This window comes from Methylophilus flavus, from assembly GCF_042678905.1.
Classification (GTDB): Bacteria; Pseudomonadota; Gammaproteobacteria; order Burkholderiales; family Methylophilaceae; genus Methylophilus; species Methylophilus flavus.
On record NZ_JBHTLN010000007.1, the window covers coordinates 189,275 to 208,283 of the forward strand.

Sequence of the window (19,009 nt, forward strand, 5' to 3'; positions counted from 1 at the left end):
CCTGAACTAAACCTACCAGCGGCGGCTCAACATAAAGTGCAGCACAATCGCCTCATTGCGGATTTCCGAGTCGCCCAGCAATTGGCTGTTGTATTTGACGCTTACCGGCAACATCCACTCCACGCCGCCTGTCGCCAGCCAGTTCTGGTCTATCTTGCGCGCGGCGCCGAACGTCAGGTGGTGTTCAAGAATACCTGCCAGTAGCGGGTTGGTATTTACACGCGGAATCGGATTTTTGCCATAATTGTGGCCCGCATAAATTGTAGTCCGGTCATCCCAGTTGTAAGCAACGCCGGTGGCGATCACCCATTGGTCTTTCCAGTCAGCAGGAGCAGTGGGGAAAGGGTAAACAGCAGGCGCGGCAGGATTATTCGGTTTAGTGGCGCGTAACTTCACATCATTAATCGCATCGTCCCAGTTCATCCAGTTCAGCTTGAATGAAAGCAACCAGGCATCCGCTGGCTTAAATGCCAGACCGACAGCGACTTCACGCGGCAATGCAAAACCTTTGACTGATGCATCCGAATACTTCACCTGGCCCAATCCGGCACTGCTGTAATCGGCGACTAGCGTGCCGCCGGTGAGTGGTAATTCGGTTTTTTCCGTATAGGTGGCAGCCAGGGTCAGCGCGGGGGTGACACGATATTGCATGCCTATTTTGAACCCAGTGCGTAGTGCGGCCGCATCCTCCAATTTGTAACCGGAGAAGCCATTAATACCACCAAATGAAGTGTTAGCAAAAAAATCCTGTTCTATGCTGGCATAAACGATATTCAGGCTGGCACCCAGCGACAGCCTGTCGGTCACTTGACAGCCTATGCCAGGGATAATCTTGGCAATGCCGAATAGCGAAGAAAGATCATCACGGTTGCCAAAAGGCGTGCGGATTTTATCGAACACACCACCGGCGCCGCCTTGTGCGAAGAAGCCGATGCCCGCCGTGCAGGATGTGTCTTCCAGTGGCCGCGCATAGCCACCACCACCCAGAGGTGTGTAGCGGTTAGAGGCATGCTCTTCGTTGCGGGGATCTTTATGCACCAGGTCGGTGGTGCGCAGTATCGAACCAAACATGTCCAGCAGCGGTGCCTTGATCTGCGTCAGCCCGGCCGGGTTGGTATTCAGTGCGCTGGTATCGCGGGCGACTGCCACATCGGCACCGGCCATCAGGCTGGATTCGGCACCAAAGCCAATCAGGTTGATGCCGTTGGTGGCAAATGCAGTACTGCTGAGCATAGTCAAAGCCAGTGCGGTTGAAATCGGCAGAATAAAGAGGCGGGAGTAAGTCATTTGCGAATTTTTATTGAATGCGTTAAACGCATTTTCGCATAATCAAATAAAACTGAGTTGCGATAATAGAGTGGTAATTACATGGTATTTACCCGGAAATAACGGCAAGCCTTACACAAGAATAGCCGATGCATCACATACAGCTTTGCTATACCTAACGCCCATGAAATGTATATAATGAGAATAATTATCATTATTCTGCGTATAGTATGTCTTTTCAAGCGCCTGTTGGCCAGCAGAGCATTGCAGCACTTTACAATGACCACCATGGTTGGCTATTAGGCTGGTTGCATCGTAAGCTGGACTGCCCGCATTTAGCCACCGATTTAACACATGACACGTTTTTGCGGGTGATCACCAGGCCATCAACCCCGGATTGCCGTGAGCCCAAAGCGTATCTCACCACCATTGCACGAGGCTTGCTGATAGATCACTGGCGCCGGCAGGACGTTGAGCGCGCATGGCTGGAAACACTTTCTGTATTGCCGCAGCCGCTGGTCTCTTCACCTGAAGAATATATGCAGGTGCTTGAAGCGCTCTATCAGGTTGACCAGCTATTGAACAAGCTAAAGCCCAAAGTGCGTGAAGCTTTTCTGTTATCTCAGCTGGATGGGCTGACCTATAGCCAGATTGCAGAAAAATTAGGCGTGGGTGAGCGCATGATCAAAAAATATATGGCTCAGGCCATGCTGGCCTGTTTGTCAGCAGAACTTGTCGGCGCTGTTTAGAATATGACCAGGGAACAGCTGATTCTTAACCAGGCCTCTGAATGGTTTGCGGTGTTGCAGGATAAGCACTGTAGCGAGCAGGATTACCAGCAATGGCAAGCCTGGTTAGCACAGGATGCAGCGCATGCACGGGTCTGGCAACGTGTCGAGGCTTTAAGCAAGCCATTTCAAACGCTGGCAGAGAAAGTGCCGGCAAACCTGGCCCGTGAAACCTTGGACCAGGTCAAACACTCTGGCCGTCGTCAGGCCTTGCGCTTACTCGGGCTGGGCAGTACCGTCGTCGCCACTGGCTTGTTACTGCGTTATAGCCTGCCCTGGCAGGGATGGCGGCATGAATATGCCTTGGCCCACGCCGCCTACCGTACCCGCCTGGGTGAACGCTTGCGGTTCAAGTTGGCGGATGGCACACAGCTGACACTGAACACTGCCAGTATGGTTGATGTTGAATACGATGAACATTTGCGACGTATCATATTGCATCAAGGCGAGATACATGTGGAATCAGCACATGACACAATGGTAAAAGCCCGGCCTCTGGTAGTGGATACGTCCACGGCACGTATTACTGCACTGGGTACGCGGTTTACTGTGCGTAGTGACCTGCACTCAGGCCATGTTGCCGTATTTGACGGCGCTGTGCAGGTAGCTCCTGAAAAAACTGCACCATTGCGTGTAGAGGCGGGCCGGCAGGTACGATTTAATATAGCGCAAATCACACCTGACGGATTTGCCGAGCTGGCGCGTGAGGCCTGGTCAGCAGGTAAGCTGGTAGCCGATAACATTGCATTACGTGATTTCATCGACGAGTTGTCGCGTTACACACCGCTTACCATCCATGTCAGTCCTGACACGGCGAAATTACGGTTGGTAGGTGTGTATTCTATTGCGAATCCAGCCAGTGATATCCCTGTGATTCTGGCAGCACTTGAACATGCATTACCGATACATGTTCAGAAAACTTCCCCTGCAAATTTAACTATCATCCCCAGGTAAACATTAATTTTTTTCGCAATACAGTTCCCTTTTTTGCAACTCATCCGGCATAGCAGATGAAAGTATCTGAAAAGTTTAAATCTGGAGCCTGATTTTTATGCAAAAACCTTCTTTAAAACCACGACGGATGTTGGCAACAGCGGTGAGTGTCGCTATCACAACTGCCGCAATGACCAGCCTTGGTCTGATCACGCCTGCTTATGTGCAGGCTGCAGAAGCCAGCTATAGTTTCAACATCCCTGCCGGACCCTTATCAACAGCATTGACTCAGGTGGCTTTAACCACAGGTGTAAACCTGACAGCAGATGCAGCGCTGACTAACGGTAAAAATGCAAGTGCGTTAAAGGGTTCTTTAACACTTCATCAGGCACTAACGAAATTGCTGGCTGGAAGTGGTTTAGAAGCAGTGCAATCTGGCAATGGCTATGTATTGCGAACTGCGGTGATTGCAGCACCAGCAGCAGCCAAAGCTGACGATGTGTTACCTGAAGTCAGCGTCAATGCCAAGGTTGAAAAAGAGCATGCCTACGGCCCGGTGATTGGCTATGTGGCCAAGCGCACCGCCACTGCGACCAAAACCGATACCCCCATTATTGAAACACCGCAATCTGTTAGCGTGATTACTGCTGACCAGATCGCTGACCAGAAGGCCATGTCCATCCAGGAAGCCTTACGTTACAGCGCCGGTGTCGTTGCGGACCAGTATGGCCAGGATTCCCGGTCTGATGGCTATGCCATCCGTGGCATGGATGCAGTGCAGTATCTTGATGGCCTGCGTCAGATCAACACATTCTATTCGGAAACCACCCGGCCGGACCCTTACATGATGGAGCGGATAGAGGTGCTTCGCGGGCCAGCGGCTACCTTGTACGGGCAGGGGGGTGTTGGCGGCATTATCAACCTGGTCAGTAAACGGCCACTGACCGAAGCACGCCGCGAGATCGGTGTGTCGCTCGGCAATTATGACTTCAAGCAGATACAGGCGGATTTCACAGGCCCGGTGGCAGATAGTGATAGCTTGTTTTACCGGCTGGTGATGGTCGGTAAAGACACTGATACCCAGATTGATCACGTTTTCCAGAAACGTACATTATTTGCGCCGTCACTGACCTGGAAGCCGAATGACAAAACCAATCTTACTTTGATTGCACGTTATCAACTGGACGACGCTTTACCAACACCCCAGTTTCTACCGGTCTACGGCGTGCTGAGACCCAATCCGAATGGACGTATTCCTTATGATAATTATTTAGGTGAGCCGGGTGTTGATAAATACGTCAGTGAATCGACCCATCTGGGGTATATTTTCGATCATCAGGTGAATGACACATGGTCTGTGCGACAAAATTTGCGCTGGACCAAAAGCCGCAATAATTACACTTCCCTGTACGTCAATTCGTTTACGTTTAATCCGGATGTGAACCCTTTTCCCACGCCAGACCAACGCACATTGCCACGTTACTACGATGTATCGAAAACACAGACCTACACGCTCAATGTAGATACCAATGCCAAAGCGCAATTCGATATCGGAAATACTTTCCATACCGTGCTGGTCGGTCTTGATTATGCCCGTTTCCGTAAAGTCGGCGTTGCTGGGTTCGATCTCGGCAATGCGAACCTGATCGATATCTATGATCCTGTCTACGGCAACATCGATTCTTTGCCGACACTGTCGGCAACACCTGAAACCAAGATGATGCAGACTGGCCTGTATGTGCAGGACCAGATCAAATTCGATCAGCACTGGGTGCTGACGGCTGGCTTGCGCCGTGACAAGGCAGAAAACAACAGCGAAGGTGTAATCCCGCAGGAAACTTATAAGACGACACAGCGATACGGCCTGAACTACCTGTTTGATAATGGCTGGGCACCATACGTCAGTTACGCAGAGTCTTTCCTGCCACTGAATAACCTGTCGGTCAGTGGTGGCTATCTGAAACCGCAGGAAGGCAAGCAGTGGGAGGTCGGCCTGAAATACATGCCTGCAAATTCTCCGACACGCTTCACCATTGCCGCTTACGATCTTGAAGATGAAAACCGGGCCATTTTTGTCATGAGTAACCTCTATACGCAAAAAGGCAAAATCACCTCGCGAGGAATCGAGATGGAGGCTGCCACCAGTTTTGGTGACCGCTGGGATGTGATCGGTTCTTACAGTTTCACCCAGGCCAAATACGGTATTACCGACAATCCCCTGGAAAAAGGTCAACAGGTAGAAGCCATTCCTAAACACCTGGCTTCAGGCTGGTTGACCAACCGATTCACGATTGGCGATATCAGCGGGTTCAGGGCAGGGTTGGGTGTTCGCTATATTGGTGAATCTTTCAATTCCACCCATATCGTGAAAACCCCTGATGTCACATTGTTTGATGCGATGCTAGGCCTGGATTACGGCAACTGGCGTTATACACTCAATGCCAGCAACCTGACTGACAGGGAATATGTCTCTACCTGCCTGACACGAGGCGATTGCTGGATAGGTGCACGACGCGCCGCCATCGCCACTGCAACCTATACCTGGTAATTTGGTATGAGTGCTTAATCAACGCAGGCGTATACCGAACCAGGTTTACTCACTTGCATTTGATTGTGTAAAGACCGGCCATCATGGCCGGTCTTTTGCGTTTAAGACGCGAATCAATATGTTTCAGCTTTGTAACATTCAATGCGCAATTCAATCAAAAATGCAATGCATTTTCTCAAAATTTTATTAAAAAAATTCTTAAAACATATTCTTTAATAGAAACAATACCTTGTCTATGAAAGCTAGACTTTACAACTATATCTTGTGTTTTGACTGATTGAAAAGCCATAGATATTGTTTTATAGTCGCATCCATACGGTTTGCAGGAGAAACACTTCTTCTGCATTTAAAAGGGAATCTGGTGCGTGAAACACTGCACAGTGTTCATCAAGCCAGGGCTGCCCCCGCAACTGTGATCAGCGAGTTGTTTGCGAACACTTAAAGCCACTGAAGCAATTCGGGAAGGCGACAGCAAATAATCATGACCTGAGAGCCAGGAGACCGACCGTATTTTTACTTGTTAACGTTTGAGGCGGGGTGTCCTCGGCAATAGCAGTGCATTCATCATCATCTGGATCTCCAGATCAGGCATGTTTTGCGTTTGCGTCTTTGCTGCAGTCCCTCCGCTTCCTGAATTTGGGAGCCATCAATGTCAAAATACGAATCCATGCAAGCCACCAAGCGTGATGGCCGCAAGGAACCTATCAATCTCGACAAGATTCATCGTGTGATTGATTGGGCAGCACAGGGCTTGAACAATGTGTCTGTGTCGCAGGTTGAGTTGCGCTCCCATATCCAGTTTTACGATGGCATTCGTACTGACGACATTCATGAAACCATCATCAAATCTGCGGCTGACCTGATCTCGGAAGAGACGCCGGATTACCAGTACCTGTCAGCGCGCCTGTCGATTTTCCACCTGCGCAAAATCGCCTATGGCCAGTTTGAGCCTCCGCACCTGTTTGACCATGTCACCAACCTGACCGAGCTTGGCAAATACGACCAGCACCTGCTGCGTGATTACAGTCGTGAAGAATTCGATGTGCTGAATGGCTATATCGACCATTGGCGCGATATGAACTTCTCCTATGCGGCAGTCAAGCAGCTGGAAGGTAAATACCTGGTACAAAACCGCGTCACCAAGAAGATCTACGAGAGCCCGCAGTTCCTGTACATCCTGGTCGCCATGTGCCTGTTTGCCAACTACAAAGGCCAGGTGCGTCTGGACCTGATCAAGCGTTTCTACGACGCCGTGTCTACCTTCAAGATCTCGCTGCCTACGCCTATCATGTCCGGCGTGCGTACGCCTACGCGCCAGTTCAGCTCCTGCGTGCTGATCGAGTGTGGCGATAGCCTGGATAGCATCAACGCGACGACTAGTGCGATTGTGAAGTATGTCTCACAACGTGCAGGTATAGGCGTCAACGCTGGACGTATCCGCGCGCTGGGTAGTGAGATCCGTGGCGGCGAAGCACAACATACCGGTTGCCTGCCGTTCTACAAACTGTTCCAGTCTGCCGTGAAATCCTGCTCGCAGGGTGGTGTGCGTGGCGGTGCGGCAACCTTGTTCTACCCGTTGTGGCACCTGGAAGTCGAATCCCTGCTGGTGTTGAAAAACAACCGTGGCGTGGAAGAAAACCGCGTGCGCCACCTTGATTACGGCGTGCAGATCAACCGCCTGATGTACCAGCGCCTGATCAAGAGCCAGAACATCACCTTGTTCTCGCCGCATGATGTGCCTGGCTTATATGACGCCTTCTTTGCCGACCAGGATGAGTTCGAGCGCCTATATACCCAATACGAAGCCGATGAAAGCATACGCAAACGCACGCTGCCAGCCGTTGAACTGTTCTCGCTGATGATGCAGGAGCGTGCAGGTACCGGCCGTATCTACATCCAGAACGTAGACCATTGCAACACGCACAGCCCGTTTGATCCGGCTGTGGCACCGGTGCGCCAGTCCAATCTGTGTATGGAGATCGCACTGCCGACCAATGCCCTGAATGACATCAACGATACCGAAGGTGAAATCGCCTTGTGTACCTTGTCCGCATTCAACCTGGGTGCGCTGGAGTCATTAGATGAACTTGAAGGCCTGGCTGACCTGGTGGTACGCGCACTGGATGCCTTGCTGGAATACCAGGATTACCCGGTAAAAGCCGCCTTGAGCGCTACTGATAAACGTCGCTCACTCGGCGTGGGTGTCATCAACTATGCTTATTACCTGGCGAAAAACGGCACCAACTACACCAGCGATGAAGCACTGGGCCTGACGCACCGTACTTTTGAGGCGATCCAGTTCTACCTGCTCAAGGCTTCCGTGCAACTCGCACGTGAGTTTGGTCCATGTGGCGCTTTCCAGGAAACCACTTATGCCAAAGGTACCCTGCCGATCGATACCTACAAGAAAGATCTGGACGCGGTATGCAGCGAGCCATTGCTGCTGGATTGGGAAAGCCTGCGCACCGAGATTCAGAAAGACGGCCTGCGCAACTCTACCCTGACGGCCTTGATGCCATCAGAAACCTCCAGCCAGATCGCCAATGCGACCAATGGTATTGAGCCACCGCGTGGCCTGGTATCCGTCAAGCAATCCAAAGACGGCATCCTGCGCCAGGTCGTGCCAGAGATTGACCGTCTGCGTGACCAGTACCAGTTGCTGTGGAAAATGCCTAACAACGAGGGTTACCTCAAGCTGGTGGGCATTATGCAGAAGTTTGTTGACCAGTCGATTTCTGCCAACACCAACTACGACCCGACCCGTTTTGAAGGTGGCCGTGTGCCGATGAAGCAACTGTTGAAAGACTTGCTGCAGGTGTACAAGCTGGGCATCAAAACGCTGTATTACCACAACACCCGTGACGGTGCGACTGAGGGTGGGACGGAGGCAGAGGATGACGGTTGCGCCAGCGGAGCCTGCAAAATCTAAATAATAAGTGGCTGCGCCGGCGAATTGCTAATAAATAGGAGTTTAAGAGTGCGTTTTTTAGTTACGGCATAACCTAAAGGTTAGCCTACACTGAAACTCCGTTTTCACAACCTCGCCGTACTATTTGTACTGTCTCGGTTGTTGCGTTCCGGGCGCCTTGCACTTCATCCGGCTCGCTCACTTATTTGGTATGTCTTGCAGTGAAGTAGTGAATATATTTTAAAAAGCAGTTTGAGTCTTGAAACTTAAACATTAGGAACACGGCCATGGCCTACAGCATCTTCACCAAAATCGACAACGAACAACTTAAAGAACCGATGTTCTTCGGTCAGCCCGTCAATGTGGCGCGGTATGACCAGCAGAAATACCCGGTGTTCGAGAAGCTGATCGAGAAACAGCTGTCATTCTTCTGGCGTCCGGAAGAGGTGGATGTGTCGCAGGACCGTTCTGATTACCAGAACCTGCCGGAGCACGAAAAGCATATTTTCATCAGCAACTTGAAGTACCAGACGTTGCTCGATTCTATCCAGGGCCGTAGTCCTAACGTGGCATTATTGCCGCTAGTGTCGTTGCCTGAAATTGAAACATGGATCGAGACCTGGGCGTTTTCCGAGACTATTCACTCACGCTCATACACCCATATTATCCGCAACATCGTCAATGATCCGTCCATCATTTTTGATGACATCGTGCGTAACGACAACATCACTGCCCGCGCATCGGATATCGCGCATTATTACGATGAGCTGATCCACCAGACCATGCTGTATTCGCAACTGGGCGAGGGCGACCACATCATCAATGGCGAGAAAAAAGTCGTGAACCGGCGCGAGCTGAAAAAGCTCCTGTACCGCTGCCTGATGAACGTGAATATCCTGGAAGCGATCCGCTTCTATGTCAGCTTCGCCTGCTCATTCGCCTTTGCCGAACGCAAAGTGATGGAAGGCAACGCCAAGATCATCCGCCTGATCGCGCGTGATGAAGCCCTGCACCTCACCGGCACCCAGCACATGCTCAATATCATGCGCTCAGGGCAAGATGATCCAGAGTTTGCCGAGATCGCCGCCGAGTTACAGCAAGAATGCTTCGAGATGTTCAAAACTGCTGCCGAGCAGGAAAAACAATGGGCAGAATACCTGTTCAAAGATGGCTCCATGATAGGCCTGAACAAAGACATCCTCTGCCAGTATGTGGAATACATCACCAACAGCCGCATGGCCTCGGTCGGGCTGGCACCTGCTTTCCCCCTGGCGAAAAGCAACCCTATTCCATGGATCAACACCTGGCTGTCGTCAGACACCGTGCAAGTCGCGCCGCAAGAAGTAGAACTCAGTTCCTATCTGATCGGTCAGATTGATTCTGAAATGTCTGCAGACGACCTTAATGACTTCGAACTCTAATAAGTGGCTACGCGGGCAAATTGCGGCCTTGCACTTTATCCCGCTCGCACACTTAATTATCGTTCTCTAATTATTGAATCACAATTCATAAAGTGAGCGTCGTACAAAGCCAGCACATCCGCTTTAACCTTATCCCGCAGGAAACCCTGCTCGAAGGCCTTGAACGTACCGGACACGAAGTAGAGTACCAGTGCCGGAGCGGTTATTGCGGCGGGTGCCGCGTGCGCCTGCTGGCGGGTGAAGTGGAATACCTTGAACAACCTTTGGCATTTATCGGTGCCGACGAAATCCTGCCTTGTTGTTGCATACCCAAATCGGATATCCGCATCGATTGCGAGCTCAGGCTCGATGTGCAAAATGCGCAGATGCAGAACGATATGTTCCCTGCACAGCAATCCCTGTTTGACGAACCTTCGCTTACACCCAAGCACGCGCCAGTGAAAAAAACAGCCAGAAAAAGGGCGCCTAAAAGCAATGTCCGGGCGCGTAATCTGAGCCTGTTCTAGAATTAGGGCTAAACACAAATAAAAAAGGCGCTTATAAAAGCGCCTTTTGAGTTTTAAAACATGCCTGGTTCTTAAGGCCAGTCTTATCTAACCGTTATGGTCGTACCCAATTCATTTTCAAGTTCGGCACACGTGCCCTGATATCTTCAATCAGGCCGCAGCTGATAATGTCACAACGCAAATACATCTGCCGAATCTTGTTATCCGCTTCAGTGCGGGATTTACCATACACCTGCAAATTCTCAACCAGCACGCCATTCGCGCTGCGTATCGTATACAAATATTTCCCAGAATTATGCTCTAACATTTTTAATGTCACCCCGAGTCTCGCTCTGTGTAAATCACAGTAATTTTTTAATAATTTGCACGATATCAGAGTTTTTTACACATGTATATACATTGAAGATAGGGTTTTTATATTTAATTCAATGCTTTAAGGGGTATTTTGCATAAATTAACTTCGATTCCAACGCTAACTATGATTATTCAGGTTGGAGGACTCGTCGCTAAATAGCTAAATGATGTCTTTAACAATCTCTATTAAGCGACTTTTCACAGTCTCTGAGACTCTATCTTCAGATATATTTGTTCCTCCGGCATAAACTGCTATTTTGGTGGAGCCTACGTCTCGGAAAGGCTTAAAGTTGCTTCTTGATTTCTCTTTCTGCAAGTCGGGACTGGAGTCAAAGCGGATTACTTTCGTATCAGTATCAATATCAGGAGAGTCTGTCACGCCGATTGATACTTGAGTAACTGTTATATAAGTATCTTCTTTAATGAAGCTACCAATAATTGCTCCCAATGTTGCACCAACAAGTATGCCAGTTGCTGTTCCAGCTCTAGCATCTGATCTGTATCCTTCAATACCACCTGCGGCTCCGCCTAAAAAAGCAAATTGTTGAGACATGTTCGTTTGTACATGACCACTGTACATAACATTGATATCGACTTTTATGCCAAATGAATCGTCTTTTACAGGAATGAAGCCTTTTTCTGCAAAGGCTTGTTCGATACTATTTTCTAGCCCTTTAAGTCTATATTCATTATCACCAGATACATTTCTAGTGGTGACTTTAATTCGTTTGTTTTTAAATTGACTTGAATCGACAAAAAAGCTTTTTTCTAAAACAGAACCAATTTGAATGCCTGACTTGCTGTCCTTAACCATTCCCATTCGTGTAGGTTGCGAGCATGCTGAAATTAGTAAGGTTAATAATATTGTTATTTTTATTAAAGAATCTCGCATCTCAAAAACCTTCATCCATGAATTTAGCTACTTCAGAGTGGTGAATAGCGAATCCGATACCCTCAACTCCCTTTTGAATCATTTTATTGTCGTTTACCCCGATTACCTTATCTCCAAGGAACAATGGACCTCCTGAATTACCTGGGTTGATTGCTGCATCGGTTTGAATAAAAAGGACATCTTTTCCGCCAGTTTGGAAAAGACTGGGACTTTTTCGCAAGGCACTTATGACACCTCTTGTAATTGTAAATTGCAATCCTTTGGGATGCCCGATTGCTTCAACCGTAGCACCTAAATCAAGCTTATTTTCTTTATAAAAAGATACTGGTTTTCCTTTTGTTTCGACTTTTATAAGAGCCAAGTCAAGCCTAACATCTGATTTCACTACCTTTCCAAAAGTCTCTAGACCATTGTAGAGTTTCATTTCTACATATTTAACACCTTCAATAACATGATAGTTCGTCATTACCAGATCTGGAGTGACGTAGAACCCAGTTCCTAGTGCACCTTTTGGGTTTAAAATCACAACGACGTTATCAAAACGGTTGTCATTCAACGCTCTTTCATCAAACTTATTAGTTTTATATTCAACAAGTGCTTTATTTTTATCATCAAGCATTTCTTTACGAAGTGCTTGGATGTCCTTGATAGGCTTTGATGCTTCTTGGTTACTTGCGTAGTTATCAATTAATGCCGACAGCTTGACTGAAACTGGTTCTTTTTCAAAAGATGCTATTTCATCCTCGTTGTTGTAACGTGATTGAAGCTTAGATTTGTCCGGATCATTATCATTAATGTTGTATGCCAACTTGTAAGAGTGAGATTCATTAATGTCAAAAGTGCCTTTGTAGTAGTCTTTTTTGGTCTTATTAATAAGATAGTAGTTAACAGTCATGACTTTAGTTACATCAACATCTGATACTGAGTAATTGTAGTTTGAGTATGCTGGAACCTCTTTGTACGATTGCAATGTAGAAAGGGTATCTTGCGCCTTTTTCAGATTGCCATTCCAAGAGATAATGTTTATTGCTTTGACTATCTCTGCGGCAGCACCATACACAAACTGATTCTGCGCGGTATTTAAACCGCTTTGAGCTTCAAAAACCTTCATTTTGGCCATCTCAAACTCAGGGTTTTGTACACGATCTATATGTGTTTGTATTTTTGAATTGACCTCTTCACGTTTTTGAATCCTACGATTTGCAGATGCTTTTGCAACATCAATTACAAAGATAAATTCCGAGTCACTCTTAAGAGCGTCATCAATCTCTAATTTACTAACATCAAACGGAGCATCTAAGGCGACTTCTGCTGGGAATTCGATTACACCTTCCTTTAGAAGGGTTTTGCTGGTTACTTGAATGAATGAGATTTTATTATTCGGAATTTTAGGTATTGGTAAACCAACATTTTTTAAGCTTGTTACAGATGTTAGGATGGTTTTTAAGTAGTTCTTCCCATTGCTTTCTTCATTTTTAATGGATGATTTTAAATAACATTCAGATATATCTTTTGAGAACTCTTCAGAAAAGTAATTACGATAATTTGAGACGACTTTAATCATCAGGTTAGGTGAAAGCCCACAAAACTTTGTCATCAGTGTTGATTTGTTTGAACTGAATAATGATTTTGAGTCAGCTTGAATAGGATATTGAGTAAAAAAGCTTTCTTGTTTTAAAAGGTCGTAATCTATAAAGCTTTCAGTGAATTTTGACGCATAGTGAGTTTTTATTCGATTGGATTTGTCATTAATGTTTTTCAATGTGGGTGACGAGTATCCAGTTTCTTGAAAGATTGCAACATTGCTATATTGGTTAAGCTTTTGATCTACGCTTTGTAGAATAACTTTATGTTCTGGCCATTGATCAAAGCTAGCATTTTTCAAATTAATGGAGTTGATTTTATTAAGTAGAATTAGGTTTTCATCAGCAATTTTTTGCTCCAGCATATCTGACAGCTTTGATAACAATTCTAAATATTGAGTTTTCTTCTCAGAAAAATATGATCTTTCTGATTCGAAATAAGTTAATGAGCCGTCAAGATCTTTACTCTCAATAAACTTTTCCAATTTGCTAGATTTTCCACCAAAAAAACTATTAATTTTTTTTGCAAAGTTATTATTATTTTTGATTTCAGGCTTATTTGGTTTGAGTGATTCTGCAGAGTTTTCAATTGTTGTTTTTTGAGTTGAGTTTACAGCGATGACTTCTTTTTTTTGATCTTTTTCTTCAACTGAGATGATTGGTTCTGTTGTTAAGCTGGACTCAGTTTTTACAAGTTGATTTTCAGAAACTAGTTTACTAAATTTTTCATACTCTTCTTGAGTGTCAATCCCAAAACAGGTGGTTGGTAAACAAGAGGTAACTATGTTTTTGGAATTTTCAATATAGGTTTTTGCTGCATCGTAATAGCCAAGATTTATAGCGGATTTCACTAAGTAGTAATGAGCCAACTCGTGACTATATTGTACGTCGTGAGTTCTTTTCGCTAAATCAATCCAATTTTTTTCATCATCAAGTTTCTTCAGTTCAGTCCTTATTACACCCCATTTGAACATGCAGGATTTACCACACTCTAGTTTCAGCTCACCTGTTTTAAACTTATTTTCAAAGACAGACTCTTCTGCATGGACTGTTGTGGAAAAGAAAACACCTAGGAGGAAAAAATTTATTATTTTTATAATTGACATGATGTTGTGTAGTTTTAATGGATTTTTATTCATATTACAACTTATTACGAATATAACAATATCCCATGTAGGTTATAGAAAAATTAGGAAAGTGCATGCTACTAAACACGGTACAGGCGGTGAGGGAAAGATACTGCACCGCCAAAAAAAGCAGTTTATGACCTAGATGTTTCGCGTCTAATATTCCAAAAATCGCATTTAATCAGCAGCTTGCAATTTATCCTTAGGCAGCCCCTTCGTGTTGAGGGATAATAGCGCCTCAGCATTTTTTGCAGCATTCTCGGAATTCTCCCCCATGGAAATCAAAGTTAACTTTCTCGATAAGCTACGTCTTGAAGCCAAGTTCGATGACTTCACGGTGATTGCCGATCAGCCTATCCGCTATAAAGGCGATGGCTCGGCGCCGGGCCCATTTGATTACTTTCTGGTTTCATCGGCTTTGTGTGCGGCTTATTTTGTGAAGTTGTATTGCAGCACGCGCAATATCCCTACCGAGAATATCCGCCTATCACATAACAATATTGTTGATCCTGAAAACCGTTACGGGCAGATATTTAAGATTCAGGTTGAGTTACCTTCTGATATTTCTGACAAAGACCGCCAAGGGGTTTTGCGTTCTATTGACCGCTGTACGGTGAAGAAGGTGGTGCAAGCCGGGCCTGAGTTTATCATTGAAGAGGTGGTGAATCTGGATGCCGATGCACAGGCGTTGCTGATGGTGAACCCGGCGGCGGATGCGCTCACTTACATTACCGGCAAAGATTTACCTTTAGAACAAACCATCGCCAATATGTCTGGCTTGCTGGCGAGCCTGGGTATCAAGATCGAGATCGCTTCGTGGCGCAATATTGTGCCTAATGTGTGGTCGCTGCATATCCGCGATGCGCATTCGCCCATGTGCTTTACTAACGGCAAAGGTGCGACCAAGGAAAGCGCGTTGGCATCAGCCTTGGGTGAGTATATCGAGCGGCTGAGTAACAACCATTTTTATGCCGGCTCGTACTGGGGCGAAGACATTGCCAATGCCGAATTTGTGCATTACCCGAACGAGCGCTGGTTCAAGCCAGGCCGTAAAGATGCGCTGCCGAAAGAGATTCTCGATGAATACACGCGGGAGATTTACAACCCGGATGGCGAGCTGCGTGGTTCGCACCTGATAGATACCAATTCCGGCAATGCCGAGCGTGGTATCTGTTCGCTGCCTTATGTGCGCCAGTCGGATGGCGAGGTCGTTTATTTTCCATCTAACCTGGTGGAGAACCTGTATGCCAGCAATGGCATGAGTGCAGGGAATACGCTGGTGGAAGCGCAAGTGCAATGTTTATCAGAGATTTTTGAGCGGGCAGTGAAACGCGAAATTATTGAAGGTGAAATTGCTCTGCCGGATGTGCCGCAGGAAGTACTGGCGAAATACCCTGGCATTGTGGCTGGTATCAAAGGGCTGGAAGAGCAGGGCTTTCCGGTGCTGGTGAAGGATGCCTCGCTGGGTGGCGAATACCCGGTGATGTGTGTGACCGTGATGAACCCGCGCACCGGCGGTGTGTTTGCCTCGTTTGGCGCACACCCGTCACTGGAAGTCGCACTGGAACGCAGCCTGACCGAGTTGTTGCAAGGCCGCAGTTTTGAAGGCCTCAACGATTTGCCGCAACCGACTTTTGCCAGCGAAGCGGTGACCGAGCCGAATAACTTTGTTGAGCATTTTATTGATTCCAGCGGCATTGTGTCGTGGCGGTTTTTCAGTGCTAAAGCGGATTACGAATTTGTCGAATGGGATTTCTCCGGCCATGGCGAGAATGCTAACGCTGAAGAAGCCGCGACCATGTTTGGCATGTTGGCCGACATGGGCAAAGAAGCGTATGTGGCGGTATATGACCAGCTAGGCGCGACGGCTTGCCGTATCCTGGTGCCGGGATATTCGGAAGTGTATCCGGTAGAAGACCTTGTGTGGGATAACACCAACAAGTCGCTATTGTTCCGCGAGGATATTCTCAACCTGCACACACTAGACGATGCCAGCCTGGAAGCGCTTCTGGATAGACTGGAAAATAACGAGCTGGATGATTACGGCGATATCGGTACCCTGATCGGTATTCAGTTTGACGAGAATACCGCATGGGGTCAGCTTACCGTGCTGGAATTGAAGTTATTGATCAACCTTGCCTTGCAGCAGTTTGAAGAGGCACAGGATCTGGTTGGCGCCTTTTTGCAGTACAACGACAATACGCTGGAACGCGGCTTGTTTTACCAGGCCTTGAATGTGGTGCTGGAAGTAATGCTGGATGATGAACTGGAACTGACAGACTACGAAGCCAACTTCCGCAAGATGTTTGGCGATGCGCGGATGGATGCAGTGATCGGCTCCGTGGAGGGCAGCGTGTGTTTCTTTGGCTTGACGCCGACCAGTATGAAACTGGAAGGGCTGGACAGACATCACCGCCTGATTGATAGCTACAGGAAGTTGCATGCGGCGCGAGGCAGGACTGCTTAGACGATCCACTTTCTTATTAGAAGTGAGAACGTCAAAGCTTAAATATATTGCAACCATTAGAAATGGATAATAACGCGTATAATACCCTCACCCTGTGACCTTCCAATCATCACAGCGGCCTAGCAAACCTCTAGAAATATCATCTTCGTTTGTCCAGATTGGTGTTGCGACTCGCAACAGACCAGCGCTCAATAATTTGTTGTGTGGCCTTGATAATAGGGGCCATGCACGCTCTATAAGTGAATTACTTTGTCCATAGAAAACAATACCCCCGCAAACGTGACGTTTGCTGATTTAAATTTGTGCGCGCCTGTGCAGCGCGCCATTGCCGATGCAGGCTACACCGTGCCTACGCCTATCCAGGCGCAAGCGATCCCTTATGTATTACGCGGCGGCGATCTGCTGGCGGGCGCACAAACCGGTACCGGTAAAACGGCCGGGTTTACCTTGCCGATTCTGCATCGTTTATCTGAAACTCCGCTTAATACTGCCACAGGCAAACCACGTTGCCTGATTCTTTCCCCGACCCGCGAGCTGGCGGCGCAGATTGGCGAGTCAGTCACCACTTACGGTAAATATTTGCCACTGAAAAGCCTGGTGGTGTTTGGCGGCGTGAGCGTGAATGCGCAAATCGCCCGCCTGAAAAAGCCGGTGGATATCCTGGTGGCGACACCGGGCCGCTTGCTTGACCTGGTGCAGCAGAGGGCGCTGGATTTATCCGGCATTGAAATCCTGGTGCTGGATGAAGCCGACCGTATGCTGGACATGGGTTTTATCCATGACATCAAGAAAGTGTTGGCCCTGCTGCCTAAAAAACGTCAGAACCTGCTGTTCTCGGCGACGTTCTCTGACGAGATCAAGCAACTGGCAGATAACCTGCTGAATGCGCCTGACTTGGTGGAAGTGGCGCGCCGCAATGCGTCTAACGCGTTGATCGAGCAGAGTGTGCATATGGTGCCGCAAGCGCATAAGCGCGAGATGGTCAGTCACCTGATCAAGCAGAATAACTGGAAGCAGGTGCTGATATTCACACGCACCAAGCATGGCGCTAACCGCCTGGCTGAAAAACTGGTCAAGGATGGTATCCCGGCGATGGCGATTCATGGCAACAAGAGCCAGAATGCGCGCACCGCGGCATTGGCCGAGTTTAAAGCGGGTACGATTCCGGCACTGGTGGCGACGGATATTGCCGCACGTGGGCTGGACATCGACCAGCTGCCGCAGGTGGTAAATTTTGAGTTGCCGAATGTGCCGGAAGATTATGTGCACCGTATTGGCCGTACTGGCCGTGCCGGTGCCACCGGCGCAGCGATTTCACTGGTAGACCGCGAAGAACTCAAAATGTTGAAAGACATTGAGAAACTGATCAAACGCGAGATCCCACGCGTGGCAGTAGAAGGCTTTGAGCCGCCGGCAAAAGGCAGTGAAGAGCCGGACCGGCCACCACGCGGGCAAAATCCACGCGGACAAAATAATGGTCGCCAGGGTCAAGCTCAGGGGCGTCAGGGTCAGGGCAAGCCAGCTGCTGGTGGAAAACCGGCGCAACCCCAACAGAATGGCCAGCGTCCGGCACAAGGTCAGCCTAACCAAAACCGGCCTGCGCATGGGAATGCCGCCAATGGCAACCAGGCGAAACCGGCTGCACAACACCGCCAGGGCGGTAACAAGCCTGCGGGCGCTTTGTTTACCCCAAAGCCGGGTGCAAACCCGGCCAACGGCCAGGGCAATCACGCAGCCAACAGGAATAAACCCAGAGGTCGCTAATGCATATCTGGGTGGATGCCGATGCTTGCCCGGTAGTGATCAAGGAAATCCTGTTCCGGGCGGCAGAGCGCGCCAAAATAAACACCACCCTGGTCGCCAATAAATTGCTGTTTGTACCGCCATCGCCTTACCTGAAAGCGATGCAGGTCGGCAAAGGCTTTGATGTGGCGGACAACGAGATTGTGGCGGCGCTGGAGGCGGGGGATCTGGTGATTACCGCCGATATTCCACTCGCCGCGCAGGTGATTGAAAAGGGTGGTCACGCGCTGAATCCGCGCGGGGAATTTTATTCGGCTGAAAATATCCGTGAGCGGCTGGCGATGCGCGACTTTATGGAGTCATTACGCGCCAGTGGCGTGCAAACCGAAGGGCCGAGTGCCATGCAATCGTCAGACCGCCATGCATTTGCCAGGCAGCTGGACCAGTTTCTGGCACGTTGCGCACGTTAACCT

At 48.3% G+C, this 19,009-nt stretch carries 13 protein-coding genes and 1 riboswitch; of the genes, 9 read left to right on the forward strand and 4 right to left on the reverse strand.

Annotated features, from left to right (window positions below):
• Positions 1–12 precede the first annotated feature (12 nt).
• Positions 13–1,287: an OmpP1/FadL family transporter gene (locus tag ACFQ2T_RS14075; protein WP_379035521.1), complete on the reverse strand. Its 1,275-nt coding sequence runs from the start codon at positions 1,285–1,287 to the stop codon at positions 13–15.
• Positions 1,288–1,496: 209 nt separating this feature from the next.
• On the opposite strand from ACFQ2T_RS14075, the gene ACFQ2T_RS14080 reads away from it, so the two are divergent.
• From ACFQ2T_RS14080 to yfaE, 6 genes are all read left to right on the forward strand, one after another.
• Positions 1,497–2,015: a sigma-70 family RNA polymerase sigma factor gene (locus ACFQ2T_RS14080; protein WP_379035523.1), complete on the forward strand. Its 519-nt coding sequence runs from the start codon at positions 1,497–1,499 to the stop codon at positions 2,013–2,015.
• 3 nt (positions 2,016–2,018) lie between these two features.
• A complete protein-coding gene (locus ACFQ2T_RS14085; RefSeq protein ID WP_379035525.1) occupies positions 2,019–3,008 on the forward strand; it encodes a FecR domain-containing protein in 990 nt (329 codons plus the stop codon).
• Between the two features lie 97 nt (positions 3,009–3,105).
• Positions 3,106–5,535, forward strand: a complete 2,430-nt coding sequence (locus ACFQ2T_RS14090) for a TonB-dependent siderophore receptor (RefSeq protein ID WP_379035527.1) — start codon at positions 3,106–3,108, stop codon at positions 5,533–5,535.
• Between the two features lie 299 nt (positions 5,536–5,834).
• Positions 5,835–6,059: riboswitch (cobalamin riboswitch) on the forward strand.
• Positions 6,060–6,184: 125 nt separating this feature from the next.
• Complete coding sequence (nrdA, locus tag ACFQ2T_RS14095) at positions 6,185–8,464, forward strand: class 1a ribonucleoside-diphosphate reductase subunit alpha (protein WP_379035530.1); 2,280 nt, start codon at positions 6,185–6,187, stop codon at positions 8,462–8,464.
• A 266-nt stretch (positions 8,465–8,730) separates the two neighbouring features.
• On the forward strand, positions 8,731–9,864 hold the full coding sequence (nrdB, locus tag ACFQ2T_RS14100) for a class Ia ribonucleoside-diphosphate reductase subunit beta (RefSeq protein ID WP_379035532.1): 1,134 nt from the start codon (positions 8,731–8,733) through the stop codon (positions 9,862–9,864).
• 92 nt (positions 9,865–9,956) lie between these two features.
• Positions 9,957–10,370 carry a class I ribonucleotide reductase maintenance protein YfaE gene (gene yfaE, locus ACFQ2T_RS14105; RefSeq protein WP_379035534.1) on the forward strand — a complete coding sequence of 138 codons (414 nt, stop codon included), beginning with the start codon at positions 9,957–9,959 and terminating at the stop codon, positions 10,368–10,370.
• Positions 10,371–10,464: 94 nt separating this feature from the next.
• Here the strand turns inward: yfaE and ACFQ2T_RS14110 are convergent, their stop codons facing one another.
• From ACFQ2T_RS14110 to ACFQ2T_RS14120, 3 genes are all read right to left on the reverse strand, one after another.
• Positions 10,465–10,677: a hypothetical protein gene (locus tag ACFQ2T_RS14110; RefSeq protein WP_379035536.1), complete on the reverse strand. Its 213-nt coding sequence runs from the start codon at positions 10,675–10,677 to the stop codon at positions 10,465–10,467.
• Between the two features lie 207 nt (positions 10,678–10,884).
• Positions 10,885–11,616, reverse strand: a complete 732-nt coding sequence (traT, locus tag ACFQ2T_RS14115; protein WP_379035538.1) for a complement resistance protein TraT — start codon at positions 11,614–11,616, stop codon at positions 10,885–10,887.
• A 1-nt stretch (position 11,617) separates the two neighbouring features.
• Positions 11,618–14,338: a S1C family serine protease gene (locus ACFQ2T_RS14120; RefSeq protein ID WP_379035540.1), complete on the reverse strand. Its 2,721-nt coding sequence runs from the start codon at positions 14,336–14,338 to the stop codon at positions 11,618–11,620.
• A 262-nt stretch (positions 14,339–14,600) separates the two neighbouring features.
• Between ACFQ2T_RS14120 and ACFQ2T_RS14125 the strand changes: the two genes are divergently transcribed.
• From ACFQ2T_RS14125 to ACFQ2T_RS14135, 3 genes are all read left to right on the forward strand, one after another.
• Entirely contained in the window at positions 14,601–16,793 is a 2,193-nt protein-coding gene (locus ACFQ2T_RS14125) for an OsmC domain/YcaO domain-containing protein (RefSeq protein ID WP_379035542.1), read from the forward strand.
• Positions 16,794–17,042: 249 nt separating this feature from the next.
• Positions 17,043–18,557 (forward strand): DEAD/DEAH box helicase, encoded by a 1,515-nt coding sequence (locus tag ACFQ2T_RS14130; RefSeq protein ID WP_379035544.1) that lies wholly within the window; start codon positions 17,043–17,045, stop codon positions 18,555–18,557.
• On the forward strand, positions 18,557–19,006 hold the full coding sequence (locus ACFQ2T_RS14135; protein WP_379035546.1) for a YaiI/YqxD family protein: 450 nt from the start codon (positions 18,557–18,559) through the stop codon (positions 19,004–19,006). Before ACFQ2T_RS14130 ends, ACFQ2T_RS14135 begins: the two co-directional genes overlap by 1 nt.
• Positions 19,007–19,009: the final 3 nt, after the last annotated feature.

Excerpts from the sequence above, each read along its gene's own strand:
- ACFQ2T_RS14075 (WP_379035521.1), bottom strand. The coding sequence starts at position 1,287 with ATGACTTACTCCCGCCTCTTTATTCTGCCGATTTCAACCGCACTGGCT.
- ACFQ2T_RS14080 (WP_379035523.1), top strand. The coding sequence starts at position 1,497 with ATGTCTTTTCAAGCGCCTGTTGGCCAGCAGAGCATTGCAGCACTTTAC.
- ACFQ2T_RS14085 (WP_379035525.1), top strand. The coding sequence starts at position 2,019 with ATGACCAGGGAACAGCTGATTCTTAACCAGGCCTCTGAATGGTTTGCG.
- ACFQ2T_RS14090 (WP_379035527.1), top strand. The coding sequence starts at position 3,106 with ATGCAAAAACCTTCTTTAAAACCACGACGGATGTTGGCAACAGCGGTG.
- nrdA (WP_379035530.1), top strand. The coding sequence starts at position 6,185 with ATGTCAAAATACGAATCCATGCAAGCCACCAAGCGTGATGGCCGCAAG.
- nrdB (WP_379035532.1), top strand. The coding sequence starts at position 8,731 with ATGGCCTACAGCATCTTCACCAAAATCGACAACGAACAACTTAAAGAA.
- ACFQ2T_RS14110 (WP_379035536.1), bottom strand. The coding sequence starts at position 10,677 with ATGTTAGAGCATAATTCTGGGAAATATTTGTATACGATACGCAGCGCG.
- traT (WP_379035538.1), bottom strand. The coding sequence starts at position 11,616 with ATGCGAGATTCTTTAATAAAAATAACAATATTATTAACCTTACTAATT.
- ACFQ2T_RS14120 (WP_379035540.1), bottom strand. The coding sequence starts at position 14,338 with ATGAATAAAAATCCATTAAAACTACACAACATCATGTCAATTATAAAA.
- ACFQ2T_RS14125 (WP_379035542.1), top strand. The coding sequence starts at position 14,601 with ATGGAAATCAAAGTTAACTTTCTCGATAAGCTACGTCTTGAAGCCAAG.
- ACFQ2T_RS14135 (WP_379035546.1), top strand. The coding sequence starts at position 18,557 with ATGCATATCTGGGTGGATGCCGATGCTTGCCCGGTAGTGATCAAGGAA.